Genomic DNA, 15,635 nt, shown 5'->3' with positions numbered 1-15,635 from the left:
CGCCTTCCGGAAGACTCCTGGAAGTTTCGCGGGATTCCGTCACGGAGGTGGGGCGAGTGACAGCACACGGGGGCGGCGCCGGGGGCAGAGTCACGATCACGGAGATCGCCCGGCAGGCCGGCGTCTCCGTGCCGACCGTCTCCCGCGTGGTCAACGGCCGCTCCGACGTGTCCCCGGGGACCCGTGCCCGGGTCGAGGAACTGCTGCGCCGCCACGGCTACCGCAAGCGCCCCGCCGCCTCGCCCTCCCGGGCGGCCCTGATCGACCTCGTCTTCGACGACCTCGACAGCCCCTGGGCGGTGGAGATCATCCGCGGTGTCGAGGAGGCCGCCCACGGCGCCGGGGTGGGCACGGTGGTCTCGGCGATCCACGGGCGCTCCGGCGACGCCCGGGAGTGGATGCGCAACCTGCGGGCGCGCGCCTCCGACGGCGTCGTCCTGGTGACCTCGGCACTGGAACCCACGCTGCACGAGGAGTTGCGCATCCTCGGGGTGCCGCTGGTGGTCGTGGACCCGGCGGGCTCCCCCGCCCTGGACGTGCCGGCCATCGGCGCCGCCAACTGGTCGGGCGGGATGGCGGCGACCGGACATCTGCTGTCCCTGGGACACCGCAGGATCGGCATGATCACCGGTCCCGCCCGGCTGCTCTGCTCCCGCGCCCGCCTCGACGGGTACCGGGCGGCCCTCGAAGGCTCCGGCATTTCCCTCGACGAGTCCCTCGTCGTCCCGGGCGACTTCCACCCGGAGTCCGGCCTCGCCGGCTGCACCACCCTGCTGGAGCTGCCGGATCCGCCGACCGCGGTGTTCGCGGCCGGCGACCGGATGGCCCTGGGCGCGATCGAGGCACTGCGCGGCCGGGGGCTCAGGGTTCCCCAGGACATGAGCGTGGTCGGTTTCGACGACCTCCCGGAGGTCCGCTGGTCGGCGCCGCCGCTGACCACCGTCCGCCAGCCGCTGGCCGACATGGGCAAGCTCGCCGTCCGTACGGTGCTCCGGCTCACCCGCGACGAAGAGCCGGACTCCCCGCGCGTGGAGCTGGGGACGGACCTGGTCGTCCGGGCGAGCACGGCCGCCCCCGCCGGGCACCGCCTATCGTGACCGGCATGCAGTCCTACACCATCGGCCAGGCAGCGAAACTGCTCGGCGTGAGCCCGGACACCGCCCGCCGCTGGGCGGACGCGGGACGTATCACCACCCACCGCGACGACGGCGGACGGCGGCTCGTCGACGGACGGGACCTGGCGGCGTTCTCCGTCGAACTCGCCCGCGCCGGAACCGCCGGGGAGGACACCCCGTACACCTCCGCCCGCAACGCCTTCCCCGGCATCGTCACCGCGATCAAGCTCGGCGACGTCGCCGCCCAGGTCGAGATCCAGGCCGGACCGCACCGCCTCGTCTCCCTCCTCACGCGCGAGGCCGTCGAGGAACTGGGCCTGGAGGTCGGCGTGGAAGCGACGGCCCGCGTGAAGTCGACGAACGTCCACATCGACCGCACGTGACGGGAGGCCGGCCCGGTCCGGCCGACGGAGGAAGCGCTCCGGCATCGATGCGGACGCGCCTCACCGGCCGGAGAGCGCCGTCCGCCGCGACGGCGAAGGGCCCCGCTCCGGTGTCGGAGCGGGGCCCTTCGCCCGGTGTCAGTCCTCGTACGCGTCCAGCGGCGGGCAGGAGCAGACCAGGTTGCGGTCGCCGAAGGCCTGGTCGATACGGCGCACCGGCGGCCAGTACTTGTCGGCGGCGCTCACCCCGGCCGGGAAGACGGCGTCCTCGCGCGTGTACGCGTGCTCCCAGTCCCCGCCGAGCGCGGCGGCGGTGTGCGGGGCGTTGCGCAGCGGGTTGTCGTCCGCCGGCCACTCGCCGGAGCCGACCTTCTCGATCTCCGCGCGGATCGCGATCATCGCCTCGCAGAACCGGTCGAGCTCGGTCAGGTCCTCGGACTCGGTGGGCTCGATCATCAGGGTGCCGGCCACCGGGAACGACATCGTCGGCGCGTGGAAGCCGTAGTCGATCAGCCGCTTGGCCACGTCGTCCACGCTGACGCCGGTCGCCTTGGTCAGCGGGCGCAGGTCGATGATGCACTCGTGCGCGACCAGCCCGCCGGGGCCGGTGTAGAGCACCGGGTAGTGCGGCTCCAGGCGCTTGGCGATGTAGTTGGCGCTCAGCACGGCCACCTGCGTGGCGCGCTTGAGACCCTCTCCGCCCATGAGCCGGACGTACGCCCAGGAGATGGGCAGGATGCCCGCGGAGCCCCACGGCGCTGCCGAGATCGGGCCGACGCCGGTCTCCGGGCCGGCCTCCGGCTGGAGCGGGTGGTTCGGCAGATACGGCGCCAGGTGCGCCCGAACGCCGACCGGGCCGACGCCGGGGCCGCCGCCGCCGTGCGGGATGCAGAAGGTCTTGTGCAGGTTCAGGTGCGAGACGTCACCGCCGAAGTGGCCCGGCTTGGCCAGACCCACCAGGGCGTTGAGGTTGGCGCCGTCCACGTACACCTGGCCGCCGGCCTCGTGCACCTCGGCACAGATGTCGGCGACGTGCTCCTCGAACACGCCGTGCGTCGAGGGGTACGTGATCATCAGCACGGCGAGCTCGTCGCGGTGCCGCGCGATCTTCGCGCGCAGGTCGGCGACGTCGATCTCGCCGTCGTCGGACGTCTTGACGACGACGACCTTCATGCCGGCCATCACGGCGCTGGCGGCGTTGGTGCCGTGCGCGGAGGACGGGATGAGGCAGATGGTGCGCTGCTCGTCGCCGTTGGCACGGTGGTAGCCGCGTACGGCGAGCAGTCCGGCCAGCTCGCCCTGGGATCCGGCGTTGGGCTGGAGGGACACCTTGTCGTAGCCGGTGACCTCGGCGAGACGGTCCTCCAGCTCGTGGATGAGCGTGAGGTAGCCCCGGGCCTGCTCGGCGGGCACGAAGGGGTGCAGCTGGCCGAACTCGGGCCAGGTGACCGGCTCCATCTCGGTGGTCGCGTTGAGCTTCATGGTGCAGGAGCCCAGCGGGATCATGCCGCGGTCCAGCGCGTAGTCCCGGTCGGAGAGCCGGCGCAGATAGCGCAGCATCGCGGTCTCGGAGCGGTGCTGCTGGAAGACGGGGTGCGTCAGGTACTCGTCGTTGCGCACCAGGGCGTCCGGCAGGGTGTCCCGCGCGGCCGCGTCCAGGGCCTCCGCGTCGCCGTCGACGCCGAAGGCGCTCCACACGGCGGTCAGCTGCGCGCGGGTGGTGGTCTCGTCGCAGGCGATGGAGACGTGGTCGGCGTCGACGAGGCGCAGGTTGACGCCGTTGCCCCGGGCGGCGGCGACGATCTCGGCGGCCCGGCCCGCGACCCGTACGGTCAGCGTGTCGAAGTACGAGCCGTGCACGATCTCGGCCCCGCCGGACCGCAGGCCCTCGGCGAGGACGGTGGCGTAGCGGTGGGTGCGCCGGGCGATCAGCCGCAACCCCTCCGCGCCGTGGTAGACGGCGTACATGCCGGCCATGACGGCGAGCAGCACCTGGGCGGTGCAGATGTTGCTGGTGGCCTTCTCGCGGCGGATGTGCTGCTCACGGGTCTGCAGGGCGAGGCGGTAGGCCTTGTGTCCGTCGGCGTCGACGGAGACGCCGACGAGCCGTCCGGGCAGACTGCGCGCCATCTTCTCCTGTACGGCCATGTAGCCGGCGTGCGGCCCGCCGAAGCCCATCGGGACACCGAAGCGCTGGGTGGTGCCGACCGCGATGTCCGCGCCCAGCTCACCGGGCGACTTCAGCAGCGTGAGGGCGAGCAGGTCGGCGGCGACGGTGACGAGCGCGCCCCGCTCGTGCGCCTGGTCGATCAGTGGCTTGATGTCGCGTACGGCACCGGAGGCGCCCGGGTACTGGATCAGCACCCCGTTGATCTCGCGCTCGGCGAGCCCGGCGGGGATGCCGTCGCTCAGGTCGGCCACGACGACCTCGACGCCGGTCGGCTCGGCGCGGGTCTCGATCACGGCGACGGTCTGCGGCAGGGCGTCCGCGTCGACGAGGAACAGGCCCTTCTTGTTCTTGCCCATGCGCCGCGACAGGGCCATGGCCTCGGCGGCGGCGGTGCCCTCGTCGAGCAGCGAGGCACCGGAGGTCGGCAGGCCGGTGAGGTCGGCGACCACGGTCTGGAAGTTGAGCAGCGCCTCGAGCCGACCCTGGGAGATCTCCGGCTGGTAGGGCGTGTAGGCCGTGTACCAGGCGGGGTTCTCCATCACGTTGCGCAGGATCACGGGCGGGGTGAAGGTCCCGTAGTACCCGAGCCCGATCATGGAGCCGAGCACCTCGTTGCGGTCGGCCAGCCCACGCAGCTCGGCCAGCACCTCCGCCTCGCTGCGGGCACCCGGCAGGTCCAGCGCGTCGGCGTTCTTGATCACATCCGGTACCGCGGCGGCGGTGAGCTCGTCCAGCGAGCCGTAACCGACCTGGGCGAGCATCTTGGCCCGGGCCTCGTGGTCGGGGCCGATGTGGCGCTGCTCGAAGGGAATTCCCTGTTCGAGCTCGGAGAGCGGAGTGCGAGGGGCGGTCATTGAGGAGGCCTCCTGGTCCGACGACCTTCGAGGGGCACCACGGCACGGGTGCCCGGACGGCCTCCCCCTCTGTCATCTCAACCTGAGAGCTTCACCGGGTCACCCGAGGGCACCCGGCTTTCACCGTCGGTGAGAGCGGAAGCCGTCGACACCCGCCCTGCTTTCCAGAGTGACCTCGTCCGTGCGGTACGTGTGCCTGAGAGATTCCGGGGAGGATTTGCTCCTTCGGCGCCTCCGGTGACGTCCGGAGGGCTCTCCCGCACGGGGTCAGCAGCCGCTGTCAGCGTACCAGCGCGCACCCCATCAGAACTTTCGAGTGGCCGTCCAGCCGATTGTGCCGTTCTGTAGTGCTTACGGATGAGTTTGCGACCAGTGGAGGGCCCGTGCAGACCGACATCGATCCGCGCCACCTGATCGGCCGCAAGGCGTTCGACCGCAACGGAACCCGGATCGGCACGATCGACGAGATCTACCTCGACGACGCCACGGGCGTACCGGAATGGGCGGCGATACGCACCGGACTGTTCAGCAGGGACGCATTCGTCCCCCTGGAACCCAGCGATCTCGTCGACGGCGCCCTCCACGTGCCCTTCGAGCGCGCCCTCATCAAGGAGGCCCCAGACTTCGGTGTGGGCCGCCATCTCTCCCCGGAGCAGGAACTCCAGCTGTACCACCACTACGGTCTGGACATCGCCGCTCCCGCCCCCCTCCCTGACCACGACTTCGGCAAGCTCGCGGGCAACGACAAGCCGGCCTGACCCGAACCGTTCACCGGTTCCGCGACCTCTTCCCTCCGCCGGCCGCCGCGCCCACGTCCTCGTCCTCCCCGGGCGCGCGGGGCACCAGCGGAAGCGGGTCCGCCGGCTCCAGGGCCGGGTCGTCGACGCGGAAGGTCTTCACCCGGCCCGGCTCCGAGCCGGGCGTCTCGAAGCGCACGGTGACCCGGCCGAGACCGCTGCCCTGGACCCAACCGTGCCCGTGCCCGGCATGCCGTACGTCATGTCCGGCCGGCCAGCGCCGCTCGGCGGGCGCCTCCGGCTCCGGTGCGGGAGCGGCGTCCGTCTCCTCCTGCGGGGACTCCTCGGCGACCGCCCCCGCCGCCTGCGCGAACAGGTCCTCCTGCGTGTAGTCCGCCAGCCCGCTGACCCCGACCCCGAGCAACCGCACCCCGCCGGTCGTGTCGACCGAGTCCAGCAGCCGCGCGGCCGCCTCCCGCACCACGGCCGGATCGTCCGTGGGGCCGCGCAGGGTCTCGGAGCGGGTGAGGGTCGAGAAGTCGTACCGGCGCACCTTCAGCACGATGGTCCGGCCCGACAGCCCCGCCGCCCGCAGCCTGTGCACGCACCGGTCGGCCAGCCGCCGCACCTCCGTACCGACCCGCACCCGGTCGTGGATGTCCACGTCGTAGGTGTCCTCGACCGACACCGACTTGGTCTCCCGCTCGGCCACCACGGGCCGCTCGTCCCGGGCCAGCGCCATCGCGAACAGCGCGTGCCCGTGTGCCTTGCCCAGCAGCCGTACGAGCTCGTCCTCCCCCGCCTCCGCGATCTCCTCGACCGTGTGGATCCCCGCCCGGCGCAGATGGTCACCGGTGGCCGGGCCGACACCCGGCAGGGTGCGCACGGACAGCGGGGCCAGGAGGGCCCGCTCCGTGCCCGGCTCGATCAGCACCAGTCCGTCCGGCTTCGCCTGCTCCGAGGCGATCTTCGCCACCATCTTGGAGGCAGCCAGACCCACCGACCCGGTGAGCGCGGTGCCCGCCCGTATGTCCGCGCGCAGCTTCGCCCCGGCCAGGCGCGCCGACCGCTCGTCCCAGGCCGTGCCACCGGCCTCCAGGTCCACGAACGCCTCGTCCAGGCTCAGCGGCTCCACGAGCGGTGACAGGGCCCGCAGCAGCCGCATCACCTGGTCGCTGATCGACCGGTAGAGGGCGAACCGCGGGACCAGATAGGCGGCGTTCGGCGCGAGCCGCCGGGCCTGTGCCATGGGCATCGCGGAGTGGACGCCGAAGACCCGGGCCTCGTACGAGGCGGTGGCCACCACACCACGGGGACCGAGCCCGCCCACGACGACCGCCTTCCCGCGCAGGCTCGGTTTGGACGCCTGCTCCACCGAGGCGAAGAAGGCATCCATGTCGAGATGCAGGATCGTGGGCGCGGTTCTCACGACTCCGATGCTGCCCTACGCCACTGACAACGGCCGTCCGCGGACGGCTCGCAGGGTCTCAGACCGCCTTGTTGCGCCGGGCCGCCAACTCGTCCATCGGGTTGTGCCCGACCAGGGTCTCCCCGGTGTCGACGCGCTCCCCGTGCAGCTGCGACAGCGCACTCTCCACGTCCCGCCACACCACGCCGACGGCGATGCCGAAGACGCCCTGGCCGCCCTGGAGCAGGGCGTGGACCTCGTCGGGCGAGGTGCACTCGTAGACCGTGGCCCCGTCGCTCATCAGCGTCATGCGCTCCAGGTCGCTGAAGCCCTGCTCACCGAGGTGCTGGACCGCGGCGCGGATGTTCTGCAGGGACACACCCGTGTCGAGGAACCGCTTGACGATCTTCAGCACGACGACGTCGCGGAAGCTGTACAGCCGCTGCGTGCCCGATCCATGGGCCGGCCGCACGCTCGGCTCGACCAGCCCGGTACGGGCCCAGTAGTCGAGCTGCCGGTAGGTGATACCGGCCGCGGCGCAGGCCGTGGGCCCCCGGTAGCCGATCTGCTCGGACGCCATGGACGCCGCCCCTCCGCTGCTCGGCACGGCCGTCGGCCGCTGTGGAGCCTGGTCGATCGCGCCGCCGCGCGCGGGATACGCCCCGCCCGGACGGAGCCGGGAGCTCTGGGGAGGGTACGGCCCGCCCGCCCCGAGACCGCGTTCCGGGGCACCCCCAGCCGTACCGTCGCCGCTGCTTCTCACGCCGACCTCCGTCCTTGACCTGCCTCCTCGAAGGTAGGCAGTCACCAAGGGTGCGTCAACGATCGCCACACTCGGCACGCCGAGTGATAATCACCCTAAGAGTGGTTTCCCGTACCCTCAGTCCGGGAAAGGCTAGCCGAATGCCCTCGGCACGGGCCTCGGCCCCGTGCCCGCGCGGCGGCCGCCGCCCTCACTGATTGCTGGTTCCGAAGTCCTCCGGCGAGATCTGGTCGAGGAACTCGCGGAACTTCTCCACCTCGTCCTCCTGCTCGTCCGGGATGGCGATCCCGGCATCGTCGAGCACCGTGTCGCTGCCGTAGATCGGCGTACCGGTCCGCAGGGCCAGCGCTATGGCGTCCGAGGGGCGGGCACTCACCTCGACACCGCTGGCGAACACCAGCTCCGCGTAGAAGACGCCCTCGCGCAGATCGGTGATGCGCACTTCCGTGAGCTCCTGGCCGACGGCTTCCAGCACGTCCTTGAACAGGTCGTGGGTCAGCGGCCGTGCGGGTGCCATGCCCTGCTGGGCGAACGCGATGGCCGTCGCCTCCCCCGGTCCGATCCAGATGGGGAGGTAGCGGTCGCCGCCCACCTCACGCAACAGCACGATCGGTTGGTTGGAGGGCATCTCGACCCGGACACCTACGACATCGAGCTCGTTCACACAGCAACCCTAGGCCGTGCCCGGGACGTTTGGGTAGTCGGGCAGGGAACGGGTGCCCGATCCGGCCTTCCGGCCTCCGTCGTCTCAGGGCAGCCGTATCCCGAGGGCCGCATGCACCAGTGCCGCGTGCAGTTTCACCGTGAGCCCCGCGAGCTCCTTCGTACGGGCCTCCGCGTGGGCCCGGGTCTGCGGGTTGCGGTGACGCTTCAGCGGGGCGACCACCTGGTCCACCAGGCCGGCCTCACGGTCGGCGGCGGCCTTCATCGCCCGCAGATGGCGCGGCTCGATCCCGAACCGCCCCAGCTCGGTGATGAGCCCGGCCACGGTGACCGCCTCCGCGTCGTACATGGCGTCCCCGACCGGGGCGAGCAGACCGTACGACTCCCATTCGGCGAGCACCCGCTCGTCCACGCCAGCGGCCGCCAGCAGCCCGCCGCGCCCGATGCGCGCCGCCGTGGGCGCCTCGGTGGGGAGCTCCTGCCCGGTGGCCTCGCCGTCACGCTGCCGGCCCAGCACCGGCAGCTGGGGGGCCTCTCCGCGCTCCAAGGCCTCCAGGTGCTCCCGGATCACCTTGAGCGGCAGATAGTGATCGCGCTGCATACGCAGCACATGGCCGAGGCGCTGTACGTCCCCGGCGCTGAACTTGCGGTACCCCGACGGGGTCCGCTGCGGCTCGATCAGCCCCTCCGACTCCAGGAAGCGGATCTTGGAGATGGTGACCTCGGGGAACTCCTCACGCAGCACGTTCAGCACCGCGCCGATGCTCATCAGTCCGGTGCCCGCGGCGGCGGCGCCGTCGCCGGCACCGCCGCTCGGTGTCTGAACCATGAACCTTCCCTGGGGTCCCCCGGACGGATCCGGGGAGGTCAGTAGCCCCGCTGGCTCGCGTAGAAGACCAGCCGGTACTTGCCGATCTGCACCTCGTCACCGTTGGCAAGGGCGACCTGGTCGATCCGCTCCCGGTTGACGTATGTGCCGTTCAGGCTGCCCACGTCGGCCACCGTGAAGGAGCCGTCCGGGCTGCGCCGGAACTCCACGTGCCGCCGGGAGACCGTCACGTCGTCCAGGAAGATGTCGCTCTGCGGGTGACGCCCGGCCGTGGTCAGGTCGCCGTCCAGCAGGAAGCGGCTGCCCGAGTTCGGCCCGCGGCGCACGACGAGGAGCGCGGAGCCCATCGGCAGCGCGTCGACGGCCGCCTGCGCCTCGGGAGACAGCGTCGGCATCTGCGTCTGCCCGGTGGCCTCGGCGTCGTAGGCCTCGAGACCGGAGATCGAGATCGTGGACGTCGTCTCGGAGGGGCGCTCCGGGGTGACTCCCGGCTTGAGCGGCGCGCCGCAGTTGGAACAGAAGCGGCTGTTCTCCGCGTTGCGGTTGCCGCACCTCGTACACACCAGGGCCGACATGGACGGATCCTCCTGCCGCGGCTGCCCCCCAGGGGCGTGGGACGCGTACGGGTCGGAGAACCCTCCACCCGCACCTGAGGTCGACGGTTGCCCGAAACCTATGCCGCCCGACTGCGCGGGGTCAACGGACGCGCCGCCCTGGCCGCCGCCGACCTGGTCCCGAAACAGCGGACGCTGGCCTTCCGCGTCGGGCTGTGCGCGATGACGAGCGGTCGCGTTGTCGCTGCCCTCTCGCCGCGCGCTCTTGCCGAACAACTTCCCAAACAACTTCACGGGCGATTCCCCTTGACCGAAACAGACCCGCCCGTGGGGCAGGACGAACCCTGACTGAACACATTGGCCGACCCGGACATCTTCACAACGTCCGCCTCCGCCAGACAGTTTCCACCACGCACCACCCATTCGGTGCGCCGACCCCCCGCAACCTCTTGCCCTTGCCGGACGCCCCGCATGCACCCCCGGTTCACTGGGAGGACGACCGAGCGTAGTCAGGCCGCTTCACCGTCCGCAAGGCATCCACGACGATCTTGGTCGACCGCTCCACGGTAACCGTGGCCTGTTCCTTTTCGAGAGTCTGCACCACACCTCCGGGGATGTTGAGCGCCGGCTCGAGATCCTGCGGCTTGCCGATGACCTTGAAACGATAGGGCGCGGTGATCTTGTTCCCGTCCACGCCGACCCCGTCGCCGGAATCGGTCAGATAGGTGCCCGCCACCACCCGCACACCGTTGACCTGGATCGCCTCGGCACCGGCCGCGCGCAGCTCCTGGATGGCGTCGAGCAGCATGTCCGCCTCGACCGTCCCCTTCGTGTCCTCGATGGTCATCGTGATGCCGGGACCCTGCGCGGCCACGGTGCCCGCCAGCACGCCGAGTTGCCGTTCCTTCTCGATCGTCTGCTTGCGGGCCTCTTCGGCCTGGTCGGAGCTGTTCTCCAGCTCGTCGCGCTGCTTCTCGAGTCCCTGCTTCTCGTCCTCAAGACGCTCTGTGCGGTCGTCGAGTTCATCGAGGATGCGCACAAGATCTTCCTGACGTGCCCCGCGCAGCGCGCTGTCGCCGTCGCTGTTCGACGCCACCTGGACGGCCAGACCGAATCCGAGTCCGAAGAGCAGGATGGCGACGATGAGTTGGGCCCGGGTCAACCGTGGCGGCCACAGCCCGTTCACCAGCCGCTGCCGGCCCGTCAGCCCGGCCGGGGGCTCCGGAACGTCCTCCTCCGCCGGTGTGGGCGGCCTGACGGGCACTTCGGCGGGCACCTCCGCGGGCAGTGCCCTGCGCAGTCCGGTCACGGACGCGGCGTCCGGTGCGGACCGGGGCGGGGACACCGCCGGGCGCGTCGTCTTCTCGGGTTCACGCTCATTCATCGGCCTCACGCCCGGAACACATGCCGGCGGATCGCCGCGGCGTTGGAGAAGATACGGATACCGAGGACCACCACGACACCCGTGGACAGCTGGGCCCCCACGCCGAGCTTGTCGCCGAGGAACACGATCAGCGCGGCGACGACGACGTTCGACAGGAACGACACCACGAAGACCTTGTCGTCGAAGATGCCGTCGAGCATGGCCCGCAGCCCTCCGAAGACCGCGTCGAGCGCCGCGACGACGGCGATCGGCAGGTAAGGCTCGACGACCGCCGGAACCTCGGGCCGGACCAACAGTCCGGCCACGACTCCCACGACGAGGCCCAGTACGGCGATCACGATGTGCCCTTCTCGGTTATCGGCTGTGCGGTACGTACGATCACGCTCGGCGCGGCGGGCAGCCGGACGTCGTCCTCCACGGAGATGGCCGTCCGGATGCCGTAGTTCTCCTGCAGCGCGTGCAGATAGAGCCCGTCCGCGCTGTTCTGGAACCGGTCGCTCAGCTCCCCGCCGTCCCCCACCGCGAGCACCGTGTACGGCGGCACCAGCGGCTTGTTGTCGACCAGTATCGCGTCTCCCGCGGCCCTGATCGCCGACAGGGCGGTCAGCCGCTGCCCGTTGACGGAGACGGCCTCGGCGCCGGACTCCCACAGACCGTTGACCACCCGCTGCATGTCACGGTCGCGGACCCGCCCGGTGTCGGAGAACCCGGAGGTCGAACGCGGGCCGTCGCCCGCGCCGCCCCCACTCGCGTCCTTGGCGTCGTTGACCACCAGCCGCACACCGGGCCCGTGCACCGCGACGGCACCGGACAGCATGCCCACCAGCGCGGAACGGTCGCCTCCGCTGTCCCGGAGCGCCTCGCGCTGCCGGGCGCCCACGTCGGCGCGCAGTGTGTCGACACTGTCCTCGAGCTCGTCCGCGGCGTCGGTCTCCTGATCGATCCGGTCGATCAGTTCCTCGCGCTCCTTGGCGACGACGGGGGCCTCGACCCGGGCCTGTGCGGCGCCCACGGTCACGACCAGGGCGGCGCACACCAAACCGACGGCGAGCCCCAGCTTCGCCCGGAGCGTCTTCGGCAGGCCGCTCTCGCCGACGGCCTTCCTGCGCGCGGCGGCCTCCGCGTATCCCTCGTCGAGGCTGTGGTCCATGACGTTGGTGATCAACGACATGGAGGCGTCCGGGCGTGCGGGCCGCGCGGGTGTGCTCCGAACGGGGGGTTGCTGCGGCATGCCGCACATCGTCGCACGCCGCGGCCACTACCTCCGAACGGACCTACCGGCGCGCCGGACGGGCCCCGTCGGGACACTTGTCCGGCACGCCGGTAGCGCTCCTTCTACCGCCCGCGCGGGCCGATCACCGTCCCGCGCTGTCCACGATCGCCGCCCACTCGTCGAGCAGCGCCTGCGCGGAGGCGTCGTCGGGCCCCTCGGCCCACAGATGGGTGACCGCCTCGGCCGGGTCGGGCAGCACCATCACCCAGCGGCCGTCGGTCTCCACCACCCGCACACCGTCGGTGGTGTCCACGAAGCGGTCTCCGGCCGCCTCCACGACCCGCCGCATGACAAGGCCCTTGACGGCCCACGGGGTCGCCAGGTCCCGCTTGAGCACATGCGCGCGCGGAATACGCGCGTCGATCTGGCTGAGCGTGAGCTGCGTCCGCGCCACCAGCCCGATGAGCCGGACGAAGGCCGCGGTGCCGTCGTAGACGCTGCTGAACTCCGGGACGATGAAGCCGCCCTTCCCGTCGCCGCCGAAGATCGTCCCTTCCTCACCGCCCACGCGGGTGAGGTCGTCGGGCGAGGTGGTCGTCCACTCGACCTGCGTCCCGTGGTACGCCGCGACCTGCTCGGCGATCCTGGTGGTGGTCACCGGGAGCGCCACCCGGCCGCTGCGCCGCTCGGAGGCGATGAGGTCGAGCATCACCAGCAGGGACCGGTCGTCCTCGACGATCCGCCCCTTCTCGTCGACCAGGGACAGCCGCTCACCGACGGGGTCGAACCGCACGCCGAACGCGGCACCGGAGGACGCCACGATCTCCCCGAGCCGCACCAGTCCCGAACGCCGCATGTCGGCCGTCTCGGTCGGCCTGGACTCGTCGAGGCCGGGGTTGATGGTCAGCGAGTCGACGCCCAGTTTGCCGAGCAGGCTGGGCAGCACCAGGCCGGCGCTGCCGTTCGACGCGTCGACGACCACCTTGAGCCCGGACTCGGCGATACCGGTGGTATCGACATTGCGCAGCAGCGAGCCCGTGTACGAGTCGTAGACGCTGGCCGGGAAGTGCAGATCCCCGATCTCGCCGGGGAACGCCCGCCGGTACTCCTGCCGCGCGAACACCCGGTCCAGCTTGCGCTGGCTGCCCTGCGAGAGGTCGGCGCCCTGTCCGTCGAAGAACATGATGTCGACGGAGTCCGGCACTCCGGTCGTGGTCCGGATCATGATGCCGCCCGCGCTACCCCGCGCGGTCTGCTGCCGCGCCACGGGCAGCGGTACGTTCTCCAGGTCCCGTACGTCGATGGCGCTGGCCTGCAGCGCGGAGATGACCGCCCGCTTCAGCGCACGGGCGCCGCGGGAGTGGTCGCGCGCCGTGGTGACGGTCGAGCCCTTCTTCAGCGTCGTCGCGTACGCGCCGGCCAGCCGTACGGCGAGTTCCGGCGTGATCTCGACGTTCAGGATCCCGGAGACGCCCCGGGCTCCGAAGAGGTGCGCCTGTCCCCGGGACTCCCAGATCACCGAGGTGTTGACGAACGCGCCGGCCTCGATCGTCTTGAACGGGTAGACCCGCACATTGCCCTGGACGATCGATTCTTCACCGATCAGGCATTCGTCTCCGATGACGGCGCCGTCCTCGATGCGTGCGGCGCGCATGATGTCGGTGTTCTTGCCGACGACGCAGCCGCGCAGATTGCTGTGCGGTCCGACGTACACGTTGTCGTGGACGACGGCCTTGTGGAGGAAGGCTCCGCTCTTCACGACGACGTTGGATCCCACGACCGAGTGCTCACGGATCTCCGCGCCGGCTTCGACCTTGGCGTAGTCACCGATGTAGAGCGGTCCGCGCAGTACGGCGTCGGGATGTACCTCGGCTCCCTCGGCGACCCATACGCCCGGGGAGATCTCGAAGCCGTCGATGTCGACGTCGACCTTGCCCTCCAGGACGTCGGCCTGCGCCTTCACATAGCTCTCGTGGGTGCCGACATCCTCCCAGTAGCCTTCGGCGACATAGCCGTAGACGGGCTTGCCTTCCTTCATCAGCTGCGGGAAGACGTCACCGGACCAGTCGACGGGCACATCGGGGTCGACGTAGTCGAAGACCTCGGGCTCCATGACGTAGATGCCGGTGTTCACCGTGTCGGAGAAGACCTGCCCCCAGGTCGGCTTCTCGAGGAAGCGCTCGACCTTGCCTTCCTCGTCCACGATGGTGATGCCGAATTCCAGCGGATTGGGGACGCGGGTCAGACAGACGGTGACCAGGGCACCCTTTTCCTTGTGGAAATTGATCAGCTCGGTGAGGTCGAAGTCGGTGAGCGCATCGCCCGAGATGACGAGAAAGGCATCGTCCTTGAGCGCCTCCTCGGCGTTCTTGACGCTACCGGCGGTTCCGAGTGGCTTCTCCTCATTGGCGTAGCTGAGCTCCATTCCGAGCTCTTCGCCGTCACCGAAGTAGTTCTTGACGAGCGATGCGAGGAACTGGACAGTCACAACGGTTTCGTTGAGCCCATGCCTTTTGAGCAGCCGCAGCACATGCTCCATGATCGGCCTGTTGGCCACCGGCAGGAGCGGCTTGGGCATGCTTGAGGTCATGGGGCGAAGGCGGGTGCCTTCGCCTCCGGCCATCACGACGGCCTTCATGTCGGAAGCGTCCTCCTCGAAGAGACGACGGTCTGACCGACTTCACCCGCCTGGGTTGTCCCGCACTTTTCCACCGCGGGTCATCGCGCGTCCATGCGCGAGCCAATCAGCGAGTTCATTCGGCCATGGCGTCCGCACGAACCAGGCGGCGGACTTGGACCACGTAGAGCACTCCTGCCCACCAATACAGGGTTGTACCCCATCCGGCGAACGCCCAGCCGAAAATAGCAGCGAGTGACGAGATCCAGCCAGTTCCGTCACTGAGCAGGAGCAGTGGGAAGGCATACATCAGGTTGAAGGTGGCGGCCTTCCCCAGGAAGTTCACCTGCGGCGGCGGATAGCCGTGCCGCCTGAGGATGCCCACCATCACGAGCAGGACCAGTTCACGGGCCACCAGTACGGCCGTCAGCCAGAGCGGCAGGATCTCGCGCCAGGTGAGGCCGACGAGGGTGGAGAGGATGTAGAGCCGGTCGGCGGCGGGGTCGAGCAGCCGGCCGAGGCTGCTGACCTGGTTCCACCGTCGTGCGAGCTTGCCGTCCAGGTAGTCGCTGACGCCGCTGAAGGCCAGCACCAGGAGTGCCCAGCCGTCACTCTTCGGGCCACCGAACTCGGGTCTGAGGATCAACCACAGGAACAGCGGTACGCCGACGAGCCGCGCCATGCTGAGCATGTTCGGGATGGTGAGGACGCGGTCTGTCTGGACCCGCGTCTCCTGGACCTCCACCCGGGATCCTCCTGTGGTGAACGTGTCGATGATGCCCTCCGACCCTACCTCAACGCAAAAAAAGCTCTGGCTCTTGGGCTGTACGCCCAAGAGCCAGAGCTCTATTAAGAATTGTTCGGCGGCGTCCTACTCTCCCACAGGGTCCCCCCTGCAGTACCATCGGCGCTGTAAGGCTTAGCTTCCGGGTTCGGAATGTAACC

Annotated in this window: 14 protein-coding genes, 1 rRNA gene and 1 riboswitch; of the genes, 3 read left to right on the top strand and 12 right to left on the bottom strand. The window is 70.4% G+C overall.

All coding sequences use genetic code 11. The features are described from left to right. Window positions 1–56 precede the first annotated feature (56 nt). Both ACGFR9_RS23625 and ACGFR9_RS23620 read left to right on the top strand, forming a co-directional pair. Entirely contained in the window at window positions 57–1,097 is a 1,041-nt protein-coding gene (locus ACGFR9_RS23625; RefSeq protein ID WP_030213247.1) for a substrate-binding domain-containing protein, read from the top strand. Window positions 1,098–1,102: 5 nt separating this feature from the next. After that, window positions 1,103–1,498: a molybdopterin-binding protein gene (locus ACGFR9_RS23620; RefSeq protein ID WP_030213246.1), complete on the top strand. Its 396-nt coding sequence runs from the start codon at window positions 1,103–1,105 to the stop codon at window positions 1,496–1,498. Window positions 1,499–1,636: 138 nt separating this feature from the next. On the opposite strand, the gene gcvP is transcribed toward ACGFR9_RS23620, so the two are convergent. Further along, window positions 1,637–4,522, bottom strand: a complete 2,886-nt coding sequence (gene gcvP / locus ACGFR9_RS23615) for an aminomethyl-transferring glycine dehydrogenase (protein WP_030213245.1) — start codon at window positions 4,520–4,522, stop codon at window positions 1,637–1,639. A gap of 174 nt (window positions 4,523–4,696) precedes the next feature. Next, window positions 4,697–4,792: riboswitch (glycine riboswitch) on the bottom strand. Window positions 4,793–4,905: 113 nt separating this feature from the next. Between gcvP and ACGFR9_RS23610 the strand changes: the two genes are divergently transcribed. After that, window positions 4,906–5,280, top strand: coding sequence for a PRC-barrel domain-containing protein (locus ACGFR9_RS23610; RefSeq protein ID WP_030213243.1), 375 nt, complete (start codon window positions 4,906–4,908; stop codon window positions 5,278–5,280). A gap of 10 nt (window positions 5,281–5,290) precedes the next feature. On the opposite strand, the gene ACGFR9_RS23605 is transcribed toward ACGFR9_RS23610, so the two are convergent. From ACGFR9_RS23605 to rrf, 11 genes are all read right to left on the bottom strand, one after another. After that, window positions 5,291–6,688 carry a DNA polymerase IV gene (locus ACGFR9_RS23605; RefSeq protein WP_393211864.1) on the bottom strand — a complete coding sequence of 466 codons (1,398 nt, stop codon included), beginning with the start codon at window positions 6,686–6,688 and terminating at the stop codon, window positions 5,291–5,293. A gap of 58 nt (window positions 6,689–6,746) precedes the next feature. Further along, window positions 6,747–7,430: a MerR family transcriptional regulator gene (locus ACGFR9_RS23600; RefSeq protein ID WP_393211862.1), complete on the bottom strand. Its 684-nt coding sequence runs from the start codon at window positions 7,428–7,430 to the stop codon at window positions 6,747–6,749. Window positions 7,431–7,620: 190 nt separating this feature from the next. Next, the gene (locus ACGFR9_RS23595) at window positions 7,621–8,094 is read right to left on the bottom strand and encodes a bifunctional nuclease family protein (protein ID WP_004934251.1); all 474 of its coding nucleotides are present in this window, start codon (window positions 8,092–8,094) and stop codon (window positions 7,621–7,623) included. Between the two features lie 84 nt (window positions 8,095–8,178). Beyond that, window positions 8,179–8,922: a MerR family transcriptional regulator gene (locus tag ACGFR9_RS23590; protein ID WP_393211860.1), complete on the bottom strand. Its 744-nt coding sequence runs from the start codon at window positions 8,920–8,922 to the stop codon at window positions 8,179–8,181. A gap of 38 nt (window positions 8,923–8,960) precedes the next feature. Next, complete coding sequence (locus ACGFR9_RS23585) at window positions 8,961–9,899, bottom strand: FHA domain-containing protein (RefSeq protein WP_393211858.1); 939 nt, start codon at window positions 9,897–9,899, stop codon at window positions 8,961–8,963. A 61-nt stretch (window positions 9,900–9,960) separates the two neighbouring features. Beyond that, window positions 9,961–10,860, bottom strand: coding sequence for a DUF881 domain-containing protein (locus ACGFR9_RS23580; protein WP_393211856.1), 900 nt, complete (start codon window positions 10,858–10,860; stop codon window positions 9,961–9,963). 5 nt (window positions 10,861–10,865) lie between these two features. Beyond that, window positions 10,866–11,198, bottom strand: a complete 333-nt coding sequence (locus tag ACGFR9_RS23575; RefSeq protein WP_003988855.1) for a small basic family protein — start codon at window positions 11,196–11,198, stop codon at window positions 10,866–10,868. Next, complete coding sequence (locus ACGFR9_RS23570) at window positions 11,195–12,100, bottom strand: DUF881 domain-containing protein (RefSeq protein ID WP_393211854.1); 906 nt, start codon at window positions 12,098–12,100, stop codon at window positions 11,195–11,197. Before ACGFR9_RS23570 ends, ACGFR9_RS23575 begins: the two co-directional genes overlap by 4 nt. A 115-nt stretch (window positions 12,101–12,215) precedes the next feature. Next, window positions 12,216–14,711, bottom strand: a complete 2,496-nt coding sequence (locus ACGFR9_RS23565; protein ID WP_393211852.1) for a sugar phosphate nucleotidyltransferase — start codon at window positions 14,709–14,711, stop codon at window positions 12,216–12,218. A 115-nt stretch (window positions 14,712–14,826) separates the two neighbouring features. Then, window positions 14,827–15,435, bottom strand: a complete 609-nt coding sequence (locus ACGFR9_RS23560) for a CDP-alcohol phosphatidyltransferase family protein (protein WP_393211850.1) — start codon at window positions 15,433–15,435, stop codon at window positions 14,827–14,829. Window positions 15,436–15,548: 113 nt separating this feature from the next. Then, window positions 15,549–15,635: ribosomal RNA gene (gene rrf / locus ACGFR9_RS23555) — 5S ribosomal RNA — on the bottom strand; the annotation flags it as partial.

It is taken from the genome of Streptomyces sp. NPDC048584 (assembly GCF_043199595.1).
In the GTDB taxonomy this organism is placed as follows: domain Bacteria; phylum Actinomycetota; class Actinomycetes; order Streptomycetales; family Streptomycetaceae; genus Streptomyces; species Streptomyces edwardsiae.
Note: the sequence above shows the minus strand (reverse complement) of the source record. Positions and strands in the feature narration are given on the sequence as shown.

What these genes read in the sequence shown, in the direction of transcription:
- ACGFR9_RS23585 (WP_393211858.1), bottom strand. Translation starts at nt 9,899, where the DNA reads ATGGGTGGTGCGTGGTGGAAACTGTCTGGCGGAGGCGGACGTTGTGAA.
- ACGFR9_RS23580 (WP_393211856.1), bottom strand. Translation starts at nt 10,860, where the DNA reads ATGAATGAGCGTGAACCCGAGAAGACGACGCGCCCGGCGGTGTCCCCG.
- ACGFR9_RS23620 (WP_030213246.1), top strand. Translation starts at nt 1,103, where the DNA reads ATGCAGTCCTACACCATCGGCCAGGCAGCGAAACTGCTCGGCGTGAGC.
- ACGFR9_RS23590 (WP_393211860.1), bottom strand. Translation starts at nt 8,922, where the DNA reads ATGGTTCAGACACCGAGCGGCGGTGCCGGCGACGGCGCCGCCGCCGCG.
- ACGFR9_RS23570 (WP_393211854.1), bottom strand. Translation starts at nt 12,100, where the DNA reads ATGTGCGGCATGCCGCAGCAACCCCCCGTTCGGAGCACACCCGCGCGG.
- gcvP (WP_030213245.1), bottom strand. Translation starts at nt 4,522, where the DNA reads ATGACCGCCCCTCGCACTCCGCTCTCCGAGCTCGAACAGGGAATTCCC.
- ACGFR9_RS23565 (WP_393211852.1), bottom strand. Translation starts at nt 14,711, where the DNA reads ATGAAGGCCGTCGTGATGGCCGGAGGCGAAGGCACCCGCCTTCGCCCC.